Origin of the sequence: Haloarcula sp. CBA1129 (genome assembly GCF_008729015.1) — an archaeon.
Taxonomy (GTDB): Archaea; Halobacteriota; Halobacteria; order Halobacteriales; family Haloarculaceae; genus Haloarcula.
In genome coordinates this window covers 393,583-408,262 of the sequence record NZ_RKSM01000001.1, presented here as the reverse complement: position 1 = coordinate 408,262, position 14,680 = coordinate 393,583, and the positions used below count along the sequence as shown (strand labels likewise).

Genomic DNA, 14,680 nt, shown 5'->3' with positions numbered 1-14,680 from the left:
GTCGGCGTGGAATTGATTCAGTATCTGGGCAGTAGCGAATCCATGTGCGTTTAGTCCAATTTTGTATGGCACCCCATCAGTCGTGGTCGGTCGACGGGTTTTGGGGCGGTAGTTTGAGCAGTGAACGGACGTTTCGACGGAGCCAGTTTCGTATTTTCGTCCCGACGGTGGTAAACACCAGCGTCGCAGCAAGACCGATCGAGGCCAGTTGGAACGTGATCATAGTCCACGGTGTCAACGACCGGCCAAGGAGCAGAACGACGCCGAAAAGCAAGATTAGGTCAATGATCTGCTCTGCCACAAAGTAGCCGAAACTGGCCGCAAGTGAGGGCTGAAAGCCGGCCGTCCAGAACAACACGACAATGATCGTCCCGAACAGCAGGCCAGCTCCCATCGTTGACAGCGGAAACTCGACCTGAATCGCATCGGCCACCGCGGAGCCGAGGGACCAGAGCGACCATCCGACGAGGAGCCAGACCAGCAGCAGGTGACCGAACGAGGGTGTTCGTTCGGTCACTGAACGTGTTTCCCCTGCTTGCTCGCTGGCGCGGTCCATCACTGATGTATATTGATTACCGCTTCAATACTTTTTTGACTGACAGGTGAAGCGGGAGCCGTCATCTCAGTCGCTGTCCGGCTGTTACACTAGCTAGTTCTCGTCGAGCACGACTGGTACGCCGCGTTTCGCTACATCCTCGGCGAACGCACCGGAGTCCGCTTCCAGCGACTCGAACGTGTTATAGTGCATCGGCAGCACGAGGTCCGGGTCCATCGCTTCGGCCAGATCGGCGGCCTCGTGTCGGTTCATCGTGTAGTTCTTGGCGATGGAGGGGACGAACAGCGACACGTCGAGTTCGGCGTGACCGTCCAGCACGTCGGTGTCGCCGGGCCAGAACACGCGGGTGTCGTCGAGGGCGACGAGGAAGCCACAGCCGATGCCCTTCGGGTGAATCGGGCTGCCGTCATCCTTGACGTTCCGGCCGTCCTCGTGGTTGTAGGCCGGCATCGTCCAGATAGGCACGTCGTCGACCAGCACGTCGGCCTCCATCGACACCTTTCGGACCTCGTAGTCGAGGTCGGCGAGACGGTCGAGGTCGCGGTCGGTCGCATGGACGTTGATGCCCTCGAACGCGACCACGGTGGCGTCCTCAGCGGCGACGCGGCGGATGCCGTCGGGGTCGTAGTGGTGGATGTGGGTCACGCAGACGATATCCCCGTCCTTCGGCGCGTAGTCGCGCGTCGGCGGATGGCCGATACCGGGCGTGTCCGGTTCCCACTCACCAGTGAGGACGCCGTAGCGGCCGGGGTCGAAGTAGACGACAGTGTCGTCGCCTTCCAGCCGCAGCGTCGCGTAGCCGAGCCACTCCGCGGTGATGCCGTCGTGTCTGACTGTCATGTGTGATCGTTCTCGGAGAAAGCCATTACGCGTGTCGGTCCGCCTCGAATCGCAGCAGCGGCGCTACTGTGACGCCGCCAGCCGTTCGACGCGCTCCAGCGAGTCAGCGTTATCTGGCGTCTTGTCCTCGCGAACCGAGAGGAATCGGGGGAACCGCAACGCGTAGCCCGAGTCGTAGGACTGGGAGGCCTGAATCTCCTCGTAGCCGACCTCGAAGACGACGGCTGGGTCAAGCACCACGTCGCGGCCGTCCTCGCGCCGGATGTGCGGTTCGAAGCGCTCTGTCAGGTCGTCGAGCTCCGCGTCGGTGATGCCTGTCGCGACGTTGCCGACGGTGGCGTAGCCGTCGTCGGTTCGCACCGAGAGTTCGAAGGAGCCGAGGACGTTCGCCCGGCGGCCCTCGCCCCACTCCGCGCCGGTGACGACACAGTCCAGCGTCTCCACGTCGGGCTTTCGCTTGCGCCAGTGCTTGCCCCGCTTCCCGGGCGAGTACGCGGCCGTCGGGTCTTTCAACATGATGCCCTCCTGCTCGGCGGCAAGGGCCTCTCCCTCCAGATCTTCAATCTCGTCGGGGTCGTCGGACAGCCACATCCGCGAGACAACGTCGCTTTCGGCCGGGAACAGCGATTCGAGGCGGTCGTGACGCGTCTCCAGCGGGGCGTCGAGTAGATCCTCGCCGTCGGCGTGCAGACAGTCGAAGGCGTGCAGCCGGACGGCCACGTCCTCGCGGGCCGCGGCCACGTCGTGTTTCCGGCGGAAGCGACGCAAGACCTCTTGGAACGGGAGCGGGTCGCCGTCCGCGTCGACCGCGACCACCTCGCCGTCGAGGATTGCGGGCGCGTCAAGCGTTGACTCGACGGTGTCGACGACCTCGGGGAGCGGGTCCGTGACTTCCTCCATGTTCCGGGAGAACAGCCGGGCGTCCTCGCCGTCGAAGTGGACCTGCACGCGAGCGCCGTCGTACTTCCACTCGACAGCGGCGCGGTCCCAGTCCTCTAGCGCGCCGGCGACCGTACCCGCCTGAGCCAGCATCGCCTGAACGGGGCGGCCGACTTCAAGAGTAATAGTCGCCAGTCCGGACTCGCCCTCGTCGCGGGCCACCTCGGCCACCATTCCGTAGTCGTTAGACACCTGCACGGCCCGCTCGACGGCGTCGACCGGCACGTCGAAGGCGGCCGCGACAGCGTCCCGGACCGTCCCCTCGCCGACGCCGATGCGCATCTCCGAGAGGACGAGTCGAGCGAGGTAGCCGGCTTCGGTCGGGGAGCACCGCGAGAACAGGCCAAAGAGGATGTCGACTTTCGTCCCCTGACTCCCGCTGCCGTCGACGGCGGCCAGTTCCCGTAACTCGGCGTCGAGTTCCGCCACAGTGAGGCCGCCACTCCCGCCGCCAGCACCGAACGCGGCGAGACCCTGCTGGCCGCCGAGGTCGTAGCTGGCCGCGACGGCCCCGATTTCGCCCACGTCGGCCAGCCGCCCTTCCACGTCGTCGGCGCTGACGTTCCGGCCCGCCGCTCGGGCGATGGCCTCATAGCAGAGCCGCGGCCCGATATCGAGCGTGCGGGACTCGTAGGCCGGAAACACTCGACCCTGTACGAAGCGAGCCAGTGTCGAGAGGTCAGACCCCGCGTCGGTGAACAGGTCAGTAACCGCCTCGGTTATCGCGGTGTCGGCGCTCTCGGTTTCGATTGCGTCGGCCCGGTCGGCGAAGGCGGCGAACTCCATCAGCCTCTCCTACCTGATTGGACACCGTAAATCCAGCGTCACTCGACCGTGTATTCGACGGTGACGTTCTCGCCGGCCGTCGACGACGCGTACGGCTGGTCCGGGGACCCGGAATTGCTGTCGAAGGGATAGTCCAGTTGTTGGTTCCCGTTGGTGTCCTGATGGGCGACGAGCACGAGCGACTGCCCGGTCGATGGCGGTCTGTCGAGGGGTATCTGGACATCGCTGTGGGACCCCGAGGAGAGGTACTCGGACGTCCCGAGTACGCGTCCGTCGGCCTCGAACTCGCGGACGACGATGAACCCGCCCTCCGACAATGACGCCGATTCGACCGTTATCTGGTCGCCGGCGACGGCGGGGCTGGTGACCGTCATCGACGCGACCGGGGAGGTGAGGAGGATGAACGCGACGTAGGCGACGCCCAGCAAAATTGCGGCGTGTTTCGCGCCGTCTTTGAGCGTCCCCTCGCCGAGCTGGCCACCGATGAAGCCGGTCAGGACCGCCTGAATCAGCGCGGTGTGGAAGAAGACGAGCGTGTACGCGGCCTTGTCGACGCGACCGAAGCGGGCGAACTGGTCGACGCCGACGCCGAGGCGGTTCGACTCGCCGGCCGGCATCGGCACGCTGGAGGGCAAGCTCGGGACCAGCACCTCTTGCACGGCGACGATGATGACCAGAAACACCAAGAACGCGACGTAGATGACGACGAGGTAGGTAAGCATTTGCTGGCGTCGCCGGCGCTTCAGCCGGAGGTCAGCCCGTGACTGGGTCGCCGCGATGCGGAACACCGGTCCAAGTTGGCCCGAGGCGTGCATCGCGTGGGTCAACAGCGTCACGATACGCGTTATCGCCGTGGTCTGGACCCGGCGGCCGAACCGAACCAGAGCGTCGGTGACATTCGCCCCCATCCTGATGTCGGCCCAGATACGGTGCATCTCCTGAGTGAGCACGCCGATGTCACTGCCGCGGACCCGGCGGAGGCTCTCCACGACGCTCATTCCGGCCTCGTTCAGGCTCGCCAGCCGTTCGAGCAGGTCCGGCGTTGCATCCTCAATGCGGGAGAGCCGTTGGGTGTAGACGAACCGGACCAGCGCGAACGGCCCCAGAATCAGCAACACTGACTGGATGACGAGGTCATCGAGGATGCGGATGTTGACCGACGACGCTTGGAACGCTGCCGGAGCACGGACGAGCAGCAACACTACCGCGACAGGCACTGTGAGGTAGAGGACGTACACCGGGTTCCAGATCAGCGACTGCATCGGAGAGCTGAGCAGTTCCCGAATCGATTTGACGCGGTCGTGGAATCTGAGCCGGAGCCAGTTCGCCTCGTCAGCCGGGGCGACGCCGCCGTCGGTCAGGCCGAGACGGTCGGCCCCCGTGCTGGGTTTCCCCAGCGTCGCCGTTTCGTGCCGCTCCAGAATGTCCGTCGTGCCGCTGCTCCCGATGCCGAGCGATTGGAGTTTGATATCAAGATACACCACGAATCCGACGTTGGCGAGCGGGATGACGAGATACGCCATCAGCTGCAACAGCCAGAGCGTGTCCGTCGTCGTCAGGCCGAACACGAGCAAGATTGTCATCAGGAAGAGCACGGCGGCGACGAAGACGGTGACGTACGCCTCGGCGACCGTCGCCAGTCGCTCCAGTAGGTTCTCCTGACGCTCGGCGGCCTCTTCCTGATGTCGCTCGTACTGCTCGCGGAGGAACGGGGCCAGCGACTGGCCGCTCTGGAGGACGCTTGAGAGGTTCTCGGTGAACGTCTTGAACTGTTCGCTCGGGGTTCGCCGAGAGACGTGTTCGAGCGCAGAGATCATGTCCCGTCCGAACAGGTCCATCTCCCTGACGGCGACGCCGACCTCCTTCGCCGTGTCGCCGTAGATCTCCTGATTTCGGGCTAGCACCCGCATCACGTCCGGGAACGACATCCCGCCGCGGGAGAGCGCGTACATGAAGGCGATGGTGCGGGCCATCCCCTCGTCGATGTTCCGGCTCCGAACGTCTGCCCGGTTTTTGAGCCGTTCCCAGCGGTACAGGTACGTGAGACCTGCCGTCGCCGCGCCGGAGAGAACGCCGCCGCCGATGAGGATGTAGAGCGTCCCCGTCGGCGTCAACACGAGTTCGAACGTCCGCAGGCCGAAGGCGTTCACCATCGTCGAGGGGAGTCCCTGTGCAAGCTCCACCAGCGCCGGCAGCACCAGCAGCAGGCCGCCGATGGCATATGCGCCGGTGATCGCCCCGGCGACGGCCCCCACACAGGCGTACACCAGCGTTCTGGCGGCGTAGCCGCGGTAGGTCTCGTCGATGTATGCGGCTTCGAGCTGTCGTTCACGCGTGGGCGACTCGCCCACGTACCGACCGAAGAGCCGTCGGGACAACCGCGTGACGTTGCGGTCGAAGCGCTCGTTGATGGTGCTGTAGCCGACCAGACCGAGAATCCCGACGACGACGGCCAGCGGTGCGAGACCGAGCGGGTTCAGCGCCATATCAGGCTATCGCGCCGTCGTCGATGTTCGCCATGACCTGCGCTTTGTCCGCGTAGTACTTGTTGACCATCGCCGTGAACTTCCGGTAGTCAGTGATGCCTTCGGACTGGAGATAGCGAAGGAACTGCTGGCGGTTGCGGAGTTCGGTCAGCAGTTCCGACTGCGACCAGCCGCGCTCCTCACGGATCTCGTCCAGTAGCTCGCTGTTGTTCTCGCTGAATCGGTCCTCGGTGGCCCGCCAGTTGTACGTCGTCGAGTAATCGAGTTCGCCAGTCCGCTGGTCGATGCCCTCGATCTCAGCGAGCGTCTTCGCACGGCGGACGCGCTCGTCGCCCGAGCGGGCAAGCACCTGCACACAGAGGATGTCGAGGCTCTGGACCATCGGCCGCGGGACGTTGATGGGCTCGTTCTCCAGCCGGTTGATGACCGTCTGGACCGAATCAGCGTGCATCGTCGAGAACGTCGTGTGGCCGGTGTTCATCGCCTGAAACAGCGTGATGGCCTCCTCGCCACGCACCTCGCCGACGATGATGTACTCGGGGCGGTGGCGCAGTGCGGAGCGCAGCAGGTCATACATCGTGATATCGGAGTCACCAAGCCGCTCGCGGGTGACCGAGGAGAGCCAGTTGTCGTGATACAGCGACAGCTCGCGGGTGTCCTCGATGGAGAGCACCTTCGACCGAGGCGGGAGGAACATCGCCAGCGCGTTCATCGACGTGGTCTTGCCGGCCGCCGTCCCGCCGGCGAAGATGAGCGACTTGTTGGATTCGATGGCCAGCCAGAGGTAGGCGAGCATCTCGACGGAGAACGTGCCATACTCCAGCAGTTCGATTGGCGTGAAGGGCTCGTCAGCGTATTTCCGGATGGTGAACGCGGAGCCACGCGGCGTGACTTCCTCGCCAAGCGCCAGTTCGATACGGGAGCCGTCCGGGAGCGTCGTGGAGACGACGGGGTCAGAGACAGAGACGTGTCGGCCCGAGCGCTGGGCCAACTGGATGACGAAGTCGTTCAGTTCGTCGGCGTCGTAGACGATGCTCGTCTCGATGTCCGTGTAGCCGTCGTGGTAGACGAAGATGGGGAGGTTCGCCCCGTCACAGGAGATGTCCTCGATGTCCGGGTCGTGCATCAGCGGGTCGATGTGGCCGTAGCCCTGAAACGAGCGGTGTAGGTAGTAAAACAGGCGGTAGAACGTCTCGGGCTCGATGACAACGCCGTACTCCTCTAGTCTGGCTTCGAGTTCTTCTTTGAGGACGCGCTCGGGATCAGTGTCGACGTCGTCGCGGTAGATGAGCGGGATGCGGATGTCTTCAAACAGGCGGTCGAGCAGTTCTCGCTCAAAATCGGTCAGCGACGGCTCGACGACCTGATACAGGTGCTCGTCTCGGTCCGGGTCGTGATTGATAGAGGCGAATGCAAACGGCGCGTTCAGCCAGTAGCGTTCGACCTCGTTATAGCCGTCTAAGCCATCGAACTCGACCAGCGCCCCGTGGCGGCTGGGGTCGTAGTTCGCCGTGGGAACCGCCGACCCGGAAAGCACTGTTGCGGTCCGCGAGAGCCACGACTGGATGTGGCCGAGCGGGTCCGAGACGAAGTCACCGGGTTCGGGGGATTCTGGGTTCGACATCGGTGGTCCAGCGGGGCGCGCCGCACGTGCGTCCCTGAATATACCTCTGCTATCGTATCCACCTACTTAAATTCGCTCGCCAAATTATCAGCAGTATAATCGCCAGCGGTCAGACGAACTGGCCTGTGTGTCCGTCACGTCCGGTCGACGGTAAGCAAGAGATAGGCAAAGACAAGCGCGACGAGCGTGCCGACAGGGACCGTGATGCCGGGAAAGGACGTGACGAACAGCCCGCTTGCCGCGAGCGTGAGGACGCCGACGAGGCCGAGCAGCCCGCCGAACAGCCGGACCGGGTCGACAGGAAGGGACGCTTCGAGGCGCTCCTCAGCGGCATAATAGTAGAGACTGAGTCCGAGCGGGAGCAAGAAAACGACTAGGGCGGTGAACCCGAGCGTTCCGGCGAGGGCAAGCGGGTCTGACTCCTGAAACGCGGCGACCTGCCAAGCCCAGAGAAACGGCTGCTCTCCGGGGAGCGTCGCACCGAAGATGAACTGGAACCGGAAGGGGAGAAAGCGGAGCCCGATGACAGTCAGCCCCTCAATCTCGAACAGCGACACCGACCACGGGGCAAGTCCAACGAGCCACGTCGCAAGCACCGCGAACTCGCCCGCGTATTCTGACTTCACCCAGGCCATACTACTGTCAGAGGGTGGGCCGGTCACGTAAAAGCTATCGATACCAACAGTCGGTGCGCCGTTACGTTCATTTGGCCGGGCCACGTATCTGTAAATACCGGAATGAGGCGTGATTACTTCACCGTCGATATCCAGGCTTCGGCCACCGACAACGACGACCCGACGATCGCGATTGTGTACGATGGGCCGACAGGAGAGCTCCGCGAGCGCCTCAGCAAAGTAGACGACGGCACACTCGATGGCGAAGAGATCGACGTGACCTTTCGCCGCCAGCCCGAGACCGACGGCGTGCTCTCGCTGACGAACCGTCTCACCGGTGAGTACGTCTTCGAGGCGGCAGCGCCGACAGCGGACATCGACGCGCTCGTCTCCACGGCGGACGCACAAGAAGACCCACAGTTTACAGTCCGCCTCACCGACGGCGAAGGCGAGTCACGGACTTACGAGCTGGGGACGCTGCTCGTCTACGACCACGACGGGGACCTCCTGCGCAGCCAGAGCCTGATCCCCGGCAGCGTCGAGCTGTAGACGCGTCCCGCACCGCTATATCCGTTCGAGAACCGCCGGGAGAACCGCCGTGACATCGGCACGAATCACATGCGCCGCACTCGCGTCACGCGGCGTCTCCTCGTAGTTTACCACGACCAGCGTGCTGCCCGCTTCCGCCGCTATCTTCGGGAGGAGCGACGCCGGCTGGACCGACAGCGACGACCCTGCTGCCAGAAACACGTCGCTATCGCGGGCGAGGCGCTGGGCCTCGTCCATCGCCACGTCGGGCATGGGTTCGCCGAACAGGACCACGTCGGGTCGGTAAACGCCGCCACACTCACAGCGCGGCGGCAGGTCGCCGCCCTCGGCGGCCTGCTCGAACACCGCTTCGGCGTCCCGGCGGTGGCCGCAGTCGTCACAGACCACGCGCTGGTGGGTCCCGTGCAGCTCGATGACCCTGTCTGTCCCAGCGGCGTGGTGCAGCCCGTCGATGTTCTGCGTGAGCACAGCGTCGAGCTGGCCCGCGGATTCAAGCGCCGCCAACGCCTCGTGTGCGGCGTTGGGTTCGGGGTCTAGGTCGCCGTAGATGGCCTCCCGAAGCGAGAGTCGGTCTTCCCAGAAGCCCGCCGGGTCGGCGTCGAGCCGGCGGCGGTGGAAGTCGGCGGGGTCGTGACGCTCCCAGATGCCGTCGTCGCCGCGAAAGGACGGGATACCCGACGCCGTCGAGACACCCGCCCCAGTGAGCGCGACAGCGGTTTCGGCGGTACGAAGCGCCTCGGCCACAGCATCGAGCGTCTCGTCGGCGACATCATCGGTCCCGTGCCTGTCGTCGGCCATGCGCTCGCTTCGCAGTGCGAGGCCGTGGGTCTGTCGGATCGCATCGCTGTCCCAACCCACAGTACATCGGGACGAACGTCGCCCGTCGCAGGAAGAGAAACGGACGGATTTAAATCGCCACCGCTCGCCTTTCTGCATGACATGCGCTTGCACGAATACCAGGCGAAGCAAGTCTTCGCTGACGCGGGCATCCCGACGCCCGCCTCGCAGCTGGCCGAGACAGTAGATGAGGCCGTCGACGCGGCCGAGGAAATCGGATATCCGGTCGCCATCAAGGCACAGGTACACGTTGGCGGCCGCGGCAAGGCCGGCGGCATCAAGCTCGTCGAGTCCAAGGAGGAAGCTCGCGAGGCCGCCGAGGACATCATCGGGATGGACCTCAAGGGCTACCACGTCTCGAAAGTGCTCGTCGAGGAAGCCGTCGACTTCGTCAACGAGCTGTACGTCGGCGTGACGATGGACCGCAACGAGGGCCGGCCCGTCGCGATGGTCTCGACGAAAGGCGGCGTCAACATCGAGGAGGTCGCCGAGGAGGACCCCGACGCCATCGCTCGCGAGCACATCGACCCCGCGTTCGGAATGCACCCGTTCCAAGCCCGGAAAGTCGTCTACGAAGCCGGTGTCGACCGCGAGGTCGCAAACGACGTTGCGAGCGTCCTCACGACGCTGTACCAGCTCTGGGACGACCGCGACGGTGCCGACACGGAAATCAACCCGCTGATGATCACGAGCGACGACGAAGTCATCGCGGCCGACGCCGTCATGAACATCGACGGCGACGCCCTGTTCCGCCAGCCGGAAATCGCGGAGATGGGCGAAGAGGCCGCGGAGGGCGACGAACTCGAACAGAAGGCCGACGAGTACGGCTTCGACTACGTCCGACTGGACGGTAACGTCGGCATCATCGGCAACGGTGCGGGCCTCGTGATGACGACGCTGGACCTCGTGGACTACTACGGCGGCGAGCCCGCTAACTTCCTCGACGTCGGTGGCGGCGCGAAGGCCGACCGCATCGCCAACGCGCTCGATATGGTGTTCTCCGACGACAACGTCGATTCGGTCGTGTTCAACATCTTCGGCGGCATCACCCGCGGCGACGAGGTCGCCAACGGCATCAATCAAGCGCTGGAGCAGTTCGACGAGATTCCGAAACCGGTCACTGTCCGACTTGCAGGGACCAACGCCGAGGAAGGGATGGAAATCCTGAACGAAGATCTGGTCACGGTTGAGCACACGCTGGAGGACGCCGTCCAGCGTGCGGTCGAGTACGCAAAGGAGGTGGAAGCATGAGTGTTCTAGTCGATGAAGACACACGCGTCGTTGTACAGGGAATTACCGGCGGTGAAGGGAAGTTCCACACCGAACAGATGCTGGAGTACGGGACGAACGTCGTCGCCGGCGCAGTGCCCGGCCGCGGCGGGCAGGAGGTCGCCGGTGTCCCGGTGTTCGACACCGTGCAGGGCGCAGCCCGCGAGGCTGACGCGAACGCCGCCGTCGTGTTCGTGCCACCGGCCTTCGCCGGCGACGCCTGCTTCGAGGCGCTGGACGCCAAGGGCATCGACCTCGTCGTCGCCATCACCGAGGGAATCCCGACGCAGGACATGGCCCGAGTCTACCGCAAACTGCAGGAGACCGACACGCATCTGGTCGGTCCGAACTGCCCCGGCGTCATCACGCCCGGCGTCGCCAAACTCGGCATCCTCCCGGGGAACATCTTCTCGTCCGGGAACGTCGGCCTCGTCTCCCGCTCGGGGACGTTGACCTATCAGGTAGTCGACAATCTGACCAACCGCGGTATCGGTCAGTCGACGGCCATCGGTATCGGCGGCGACCCGATCATCGGGACCGACTTCATCGGCGCGCTCGAACAGTTCGAGGCCGACCCCGACACCCACGCCGTCGTGATGTGCGGCGAAATCGGCGGCGAGGACGAGGAAGAAGCCGCTCGCTTCATCGGCGAACACATGGACACACCGGTCGCTGGCTTCATCGCCGGCCGGACCGCCCCGCCCGGAAAGCGCATGGGCCACGCCGGCGCTATCGTCTCCGGCTCCGGTACCGGAACTGCCCAGTCGAAGATTACCGCACTAGAGGACAACGGCGTACCAGTCGGCGACACGCCCGAAGAAGTCGCCGACCACGTCGAAGACCTGCTGTAGGCCACCGTCGGTTTCTTATCACCTGTTTTCGTAGTGCTACCAGATGACGCCTGCTCGTGGGACTACCTATCTCGTGGTCGGTAGCGAAGCGACTGACCTTGCCGGGGACCTCTCCGAAACGCTGACGACGGACGGGGTAACAGCTGAGGTAGCCCAAGACACGAGCGCGATACGAGACCGACTGAGCGACGGTGATATCAGAGGTATCGTCATCGGTGATGACGGCGACCTCAACGGGGTAGCGGTGCTTGAGGAACTGCGAGCGGCCGGGGCCGTGGTCCCGATTGTGTTCACCGCGGTCGACCCCGACCCGGAGCGAGTCACTGAGGCGCTCCGGGCCGGCGCCACTGATTACGTGACGACGGAAACACCGGTATCCCTGCTGGCCGCGAAACTCGAAGCGTACGCGACCCGGTGGCCGACGGACTGGTGGGTCGGTGCCAGACAATGGGACGAGATTTCGAGCGGCGTCTCCCATGACGCCAAGAACCCGCTGAATGTCATCATGGGGCGGTTAGAGCTACTGGACATCGGTGAGCCCCATGAAGACGCGTTGCTTCGGTCCGTGCGCCGCGTCGAGACGCTGCTTACCGACCTCTCCCGCATCGGAAGCATCGCGTGCCCCGTCTCGGAAACCGCCTCGCTTTCGCTGGCTGATGTCGCCACTGAGGTCTGGGCCGCAGCGAGCTACGAGGACGCGACGGTCGAAGTGGCGACGGATGCGACTATTGACGCCGAAAACGACCGACTGCAGGTGCTTCTCCGCGAACTGTTCGACAACGCTGTCACACACAGCGAGGGATCGGTGACCGTCACCATCGGTGACACCGATTCGGGGTTCTACGTGGCCGACGACGGCCCGGGGATTCCCGATGCGGATCGCGATGAGGTGTTCAAGCAAGGCTTCGGGACAACGACGGAAGGGGAAGGGTATGGACTGTTCCTCGTCGACACTGCAGCGAGAGCCCACGGGTGGACAGTGTCAGTCGGGGAGAGCGAATCTGGCGGCACGCGAATCGACGTGACGACGGCCTAGCGGTTTTCTCCCGCAGAATCGCTCTCGGTCTCTGGAAGACGGCGGCTGGTCTGGTCCCGAACTGGCTACTGCCGAGAGGTGTCCGTGGTTGGTCAGTGCAATCACCCATTACTGTCCAAGATGTTAGGTGTATAGCGTATCGAAAACCGACGGACGGCGGCCGACCCGAACCTTCCGTCAACGGAAAGAAGCGGCCGTGAACGTTCCGGTATCGCTATAAGGGATGAATCTGTAGTTTCGAATATGCCTCATATTTGTCGGAACTGCAAACGAACCTTCGGCACAGAACTCGAACTCGAACTCCACCGCGACACGTGTTCGGACGGGCAGCTCTACTGCGACGAATGCGGCGACCGGTTTACCGAGCGGGCGGCCACGGAAGACGGCTGGCACTATCGTTGTCCGAATGACGACTGTGACGGCACCGGCATCGACGACGACATCCACAAAGTATCGGACGCTCGCGTAACCAAACAGTAGAACGACAGGCTTGTCCGGCAGTACTGTGGACGACGATGCCGGAAAGCGCGGTGCACGACTGTTCCGTTGGCCAGTAGTGGGAAATGTTCATCTAACAAACCGATGCGGAAGTGACAGACCCAAATCGCCGCTCAGATCGCCTGCCAGCCATTATTCAGGCAGTTGGATGGGGCCTCCTGCTTGGAATCGTCGGCAATTACTTTTATTTTTCTGACGCTGGGCTTCCAGCCGTTCTCACGGCCGATTTCGTAGTCAGTATGCTGGCAGTCGTCCCGTTTGCCGCGGTGATTATCGTCGGGGGGTTCTGGCTGGGGAACTCAGAACTCACCTTGTCACGGTATCAACGGATCGGGGTTTGGTTTGCCGGTGGGCTTAGCAGTTTCCTGTTATTGAACCTCCTGATGATGCAGACTTGGTCGACCGGGTCGCTACGGTGGAATATCGGATGGGTACTGTTTGCAGTTGGCGTTGGTGGCTCGGGCGGTCTGGTCGCCGGCATCTTCGAAGCCCGGGCGATCTCTCGGGCTGTCGAGGCCGAGCGACAGCGGCTTCGTCGGGAGGCTGTCGAGCAGCGCAACGAACGTCTCGACGAGTTCGCGGCCGTTGTGGCACACGACCTCCGGAACCCGCTCAACGTCGCGTCCGGGCAGCTCGAACTCGAACGAATGGACCGCGATTCGGAGCATCTGGAGACGGCTGCGACAGCGATGGACCGAATGGGAACGCTCATTGACCGAACGTTGACGCTGGCTCGAAGCGGACACGTCATCAGCGATACGGAGACCGTTGATCTCGCAGAACTGGTCGATAGCTGCTGGGAGGCCGTACCGACAGGGGATGCGACGCTAAAAAACGAAGTGACAGCCGTCATCGACGCCGACCCGGATCGGCTCCGGCACCTGTTCGAGAACCTGTTTCGGAACGCCGTGGAGCATGGTTCCATGGACACTCGACCGGGGGCCGACGACAGTGTGGAACACGGTTCGACGGGCAGTCAGGCAGAGTCCGAGGACGCCCTCGAACATGGCAATTCTGGCCTGCTGATTCGTGTTGGCGAGACGGCTGAGGGGTTCTACGTTGCCGATGACGGCTCCGGAATCCCGCCCGAAAAGCGTGATGCGGTGCTCGACGACGGGTATTCCACCATAGACGGCGAAGGCGGGCTGGGGCTGGCAATCGTCCAGCGCATCGTCGAAGCCCACGGCTGGGACATCGATGTGGCTGCAAGCGATGAGGGCGGGACACGCTTCGAGATTACGGACATCACGAGGACGGATAGCTCCGTGGAAGACACCGACACGCGCTCGAAGACGCCACTACAGACCTGAGGGGTCGGCGCGGTCGCTGCCTACGTTTCGCGCCGCTGTGCCATCGCGGCGATACGCTGGCACGCGCGGGCACACACCGGGGCGTAGCCAGTCGCCAGCGGCGGAATTTCGAACCCGACGACTGCGCCGTCGGCCCGCTCTTCAGCGAAATGGCCCGTCGCGGGGAGCCGCGCGACGTTCCACGTCCAGCGATACGGCGTACACGCTGTCACCTCGAACGGGAGCCACACCACTCCAGCAGCCCGAACCCGGCCGGTCGTGCCGACATCGATATGCCGAGTCGTTGTCTCGACAGCTGTGACCGACGGGCCCCAGTCTGCCCAGCATTCGGTGTCGGTCAGGATATCCCACACAGTATCGACTGACGCAGCGACATCGTGCCGGACGACCAACCGTCGCCCGTCTGGTGTTTTCTCGAGAGAAACGCTGTTAGTGCCGAGTTCGAGTGCCATTATCAGAAGCAATAGGCCGGAGCCAAGGTATAG

The 14,680-nt window shown here is 63.9% G+C and carries 14 protein-coding genes; 6 read left to right on the top strand and 8 right to left on the bottom strand.

The genetic code is table 11. The features are described from left to right. Positions 1-76 precede the first annotated feature (76 nt). The 6 genes from Har1129_RS02050 to Har1129_RS02025 all read right to left on the bottom strand — a co-directional run bounded on the left by Har1129_RS02050 (position 77) and on the right by Har1129_RS02025 (position 7,866). Positions 77-556 carry a hypothetical protein gene (locus Har1129_RS02050; protein ID WP_151099141.1) on the bottom strand — a complete coding sequence of 160 codons (480 nt, stop codon included), beginning with the start codon at positions 554-556 and terminating at the stop codon, positions 77-79. 93 nt (positions 557-649) lie between these two features. Continuing rightward, positions 650-1,396: an MBL fold metallo-hydrolase gene (locus Har1129_RS02045; protein WP_151099140.1), complete on the bottom strand. Its 747-nt coding sequence runs from the start codon at positions 1,394-1,396 to the stop codon at positions 650-652. Between the two features lie 63 nt (positions 1,397-1,459). Further along, complete coding sequence (ligA, locus tag Har1129_RS02040; RefSeq protein WP_151099139.1) at positions 1,460-3,121, bottom strand: ATP-dependent DNA ligase LigA; 1,662 nt, start codon at positions 3,119-3,121, stop codon at positions 1,460-1,462. 38 nt (positions 3,122-3,159) lie between these two features. Further along, positions 3,160-5,607, bottom strand: a complete 2,448-nt coding sequence (locus tag Har1129_RS02035; protein WP_151099138.1) for a type II secretion system F family protein — start codon at positions 5,605-5,607, stop codon at positions 3,160-3,162. Between the two features lies 1 nt (position 5,608). Then, entirely contained in the window at positions 5,609-7,231 is a 1,623-nt protein-coding gene (locus Har1129_RS02030; protein ID WP_151099137.1) for a type II/IV secretion system ATPase subunit, read from the bottom strand. Between the two features lie 134 nt (positions 7,232-7,365). After that, on the bottom strand, positions 7,366-7,866 hold the full coding sequence (locus Har1129_RS02025; RefSeq protein ID WP_151099136.1) for a TIGR04206 family protein: 501 nt from the start codon (positions 7,864-7,866) through the stop codon (positions 7,366-7,368). Positions 7,867-7,968: 102 nt separating this feature from the next. Between Har1129_RS02025 and Har1129_RS02020 the strand changes: the two genes are divergently transcribed. Then, positions 7,969-8,394, top strand: coding sequence for a DUF5793 family protein (locus tag Har1129_RS02020; RefSeq protein WP_151099135.1), 426 nt, complete (start codon positions 7,969-7,971; stop codon positions 8,392-8,394). Positions 8,395-8,409: 15 nt separating this feature from the next. On the opposite strand, the gene Har1129_RS02015 is transcribed toward Har1129_RS02020, so the two are convergent. Continuing rightward, positions 8,410-9,192 carry an NAD-dependent protein deacylase gene (locus Har1129_RS02015; protein WP_151102066.1) on the bottom strand — a complete coding sequence of 261 codons (783 nt, stop codon included), beginning with the start codon at positions 9,190-9,192 and terminating at the stop codon, positions 8,410-8,412. 141 nt (positions 9,193-9,333) lie between these two features. On the opposite strand from Har1129_RS02015, the gene sucC reads away from it, so the two are divergent. From sucC to Har1129_RS01990, 5 genes are all read left to right on the top strand, one after another. Then, on the top strand, positions 9,334-10,482 hold the full coding sequence (sucC, locus tag Har1129_RS02010) for an ADP-forming succinate--CoA ligase subunit beta (RefSeq protein WP_151099134.1): 1,149 nt from the start codon (positions 9,334-9,336) through the stop codon (positions 10,480-10,482). Then, on the top strand, positions 10,479-11,351 hold the full coding sequence (gene sucD, locus Har1129_RS02005; RefSeq protein ID WP_011223042.1) for a succinate--CoA ligase subunit alpha: 873 nt from the start codon (positions 10,479-10,481) through the stop codon (positions 11,349-11,351). Before sucC ends, sucD begins: the two co-directional genes overlap by 4 nt. Before the next feature lie 43 nt (positions 11,352-11,394). After that, positions 11,395-12,387 carry a hybrid sensor histidine kinase/response regulator gene (locus tag Har1129_RS02000; protein WP_151099133.1) on the top strand — a complete coding sequence of 331 codons (993 nt, stop codon included), beginning with the start codon at positions 11,395-11,397 and terminating at the stop codon, positions 12,385-12,387. Between the two features lie 243 nt (positions 12,388-12,630). Beyond that, on the top strand, positions 12,631-12,867 hold the full coding sequence (locus tag Har1129_RS01995) for a hypothetical protein (RefSeq protein ID WP_004593153.1): 237 nt from the start codon (positions 12,631-12,633) through the stop codon (positions 12,865-12,867). Between the two features lie 257 nt (positions 12,868-13,124). Continuing rightward, positions 13,125-14,195 carry a HAMP domain-containing sensor histidine kinase gene (locus tag Har1129_RS01990; protein ID WP_151099132.1) on the top strand — a complete coding sequence of 357 codons (1,071 nt, stop codon included), beginning with the start codon at positions 13,125-13,127 and terminating at the stop codon, positions 14,193-14,195. Between the two features lie 20 nt (positions 14,196-14,215). On the opposite strand, the gene Har1129_RS01985 is transcribed toward Har1129_RS01990, so the two are convergent. Beyond that, complete coding sequence (locus tag Har1129_RS01985) at positions 14,216-14,647, bottom strand: SRPBCC family protein (RefSeq protein ID WP_151099131.1); 432 nt, start codon at positions 14,645-14,647, stop codon at positions 14,216-14,218. Between the last annotated feature and the right edge of the window lie 33 nt (positions 14,648-14,680).

Bases quoted from the DNA above. Each gene is read 5' to 3' on its own strand.
- Har1129_RS02015 (WP_151102066.1), bottom strand. From the start codon at position 9,192: ATGGCCGACGACAGGCACGGGACCGATGATGTCGCCGACGAGACGCTC.
- ligA (WP_151099139.1), bottom strand. From the start codon at position 3,121: ATGGAGTTCGCCGCCTTCGCCGACCGGGCCGACGCAATCGAAACCGAG.
- Har1129_RS02020 (WP_151099135.1), top strand. From the start codon at position 7,969: ATGAGGCGTGATTACTTCACCGTCGATATCCAGGCTTCGGCCACCGAC.
- Har1129_RS01985 (WP_151099131.1), bottom strand. From the start codon at position 14,647: ATGGCACTCGAACTCGGCACTAACAGCGTTTCTCTCGAGAAAACACCA.
- Har1129_RS02035 (WP_151099138.1), bottom strand. From the start codon at position 5,607: ATGGCGCTGAACCCGCTCGGTCTCGCACCGCTGGCCGTCGTCGTCGGG.
- Har1129_RS01995 (WP_004593153.1), top strand. From the start codon at position 12,631: ATGCCTCATATTTGTCGGAACTGCAAACGAACCTTCGGCACAGAACTC.
- Har1129_RS02045 (WP_151099140.1), bottom strand. From the start codon at position 1,396: ATGACAGTCAGACACGACGGCATCACCGCGGAGTGGCTCGGCTACGCG.
- Har1129_RS02030 (WP_151099137.1), bottom strand. From the start codon at position 7,231: ATGTCGAACCCAGAATCCCCCGAACCCGGTGACTTCGTCTCGGACCCG.
- Har1129_RS02050 (WP_151099141.1), bottom strand. From the start codon at position 556: ATGGACCGCGCCAGCGAGCAAGCAGGGGAAACACGTTCAGTGACCGAA.
- sucC (WP_151099134.1), top strand. From the start codon at position 9,334: ATGCGCTTGCACGAATACCAGGCGAAGCAAGTCTTCGCTGACGCGGGC.
- Har1129_RS02000 (WP_151099133.1), top strand. From the start codon at position 11,395: ATGACGCCTGCTCGTGGGACTACCTATCTCGTGGTCGGTAGCGAAGCG.
- Har1129_RS01990 (WP_151099132.1), top strand. From the start codon at position 13,125: ATGCTGGCAGTCGTCCCGTTTGCCGCGGTGATTATCGTCGGGGGGTTC.
- Har1129_RS02025 (WP_151099136.1), bottom strand. From the start codon at position 7,866: ATGGCCTGGGTGAAGTCAGAATACGCGGGCGAGTTCGCGGTGCTTGCG.
- sucD (WP_011223042.1), top strand. From the start codon at position 10,479: ATGAGTGTTCTAGTCGATGAAGACACACGCGTCGTTGTACAGGGAATT.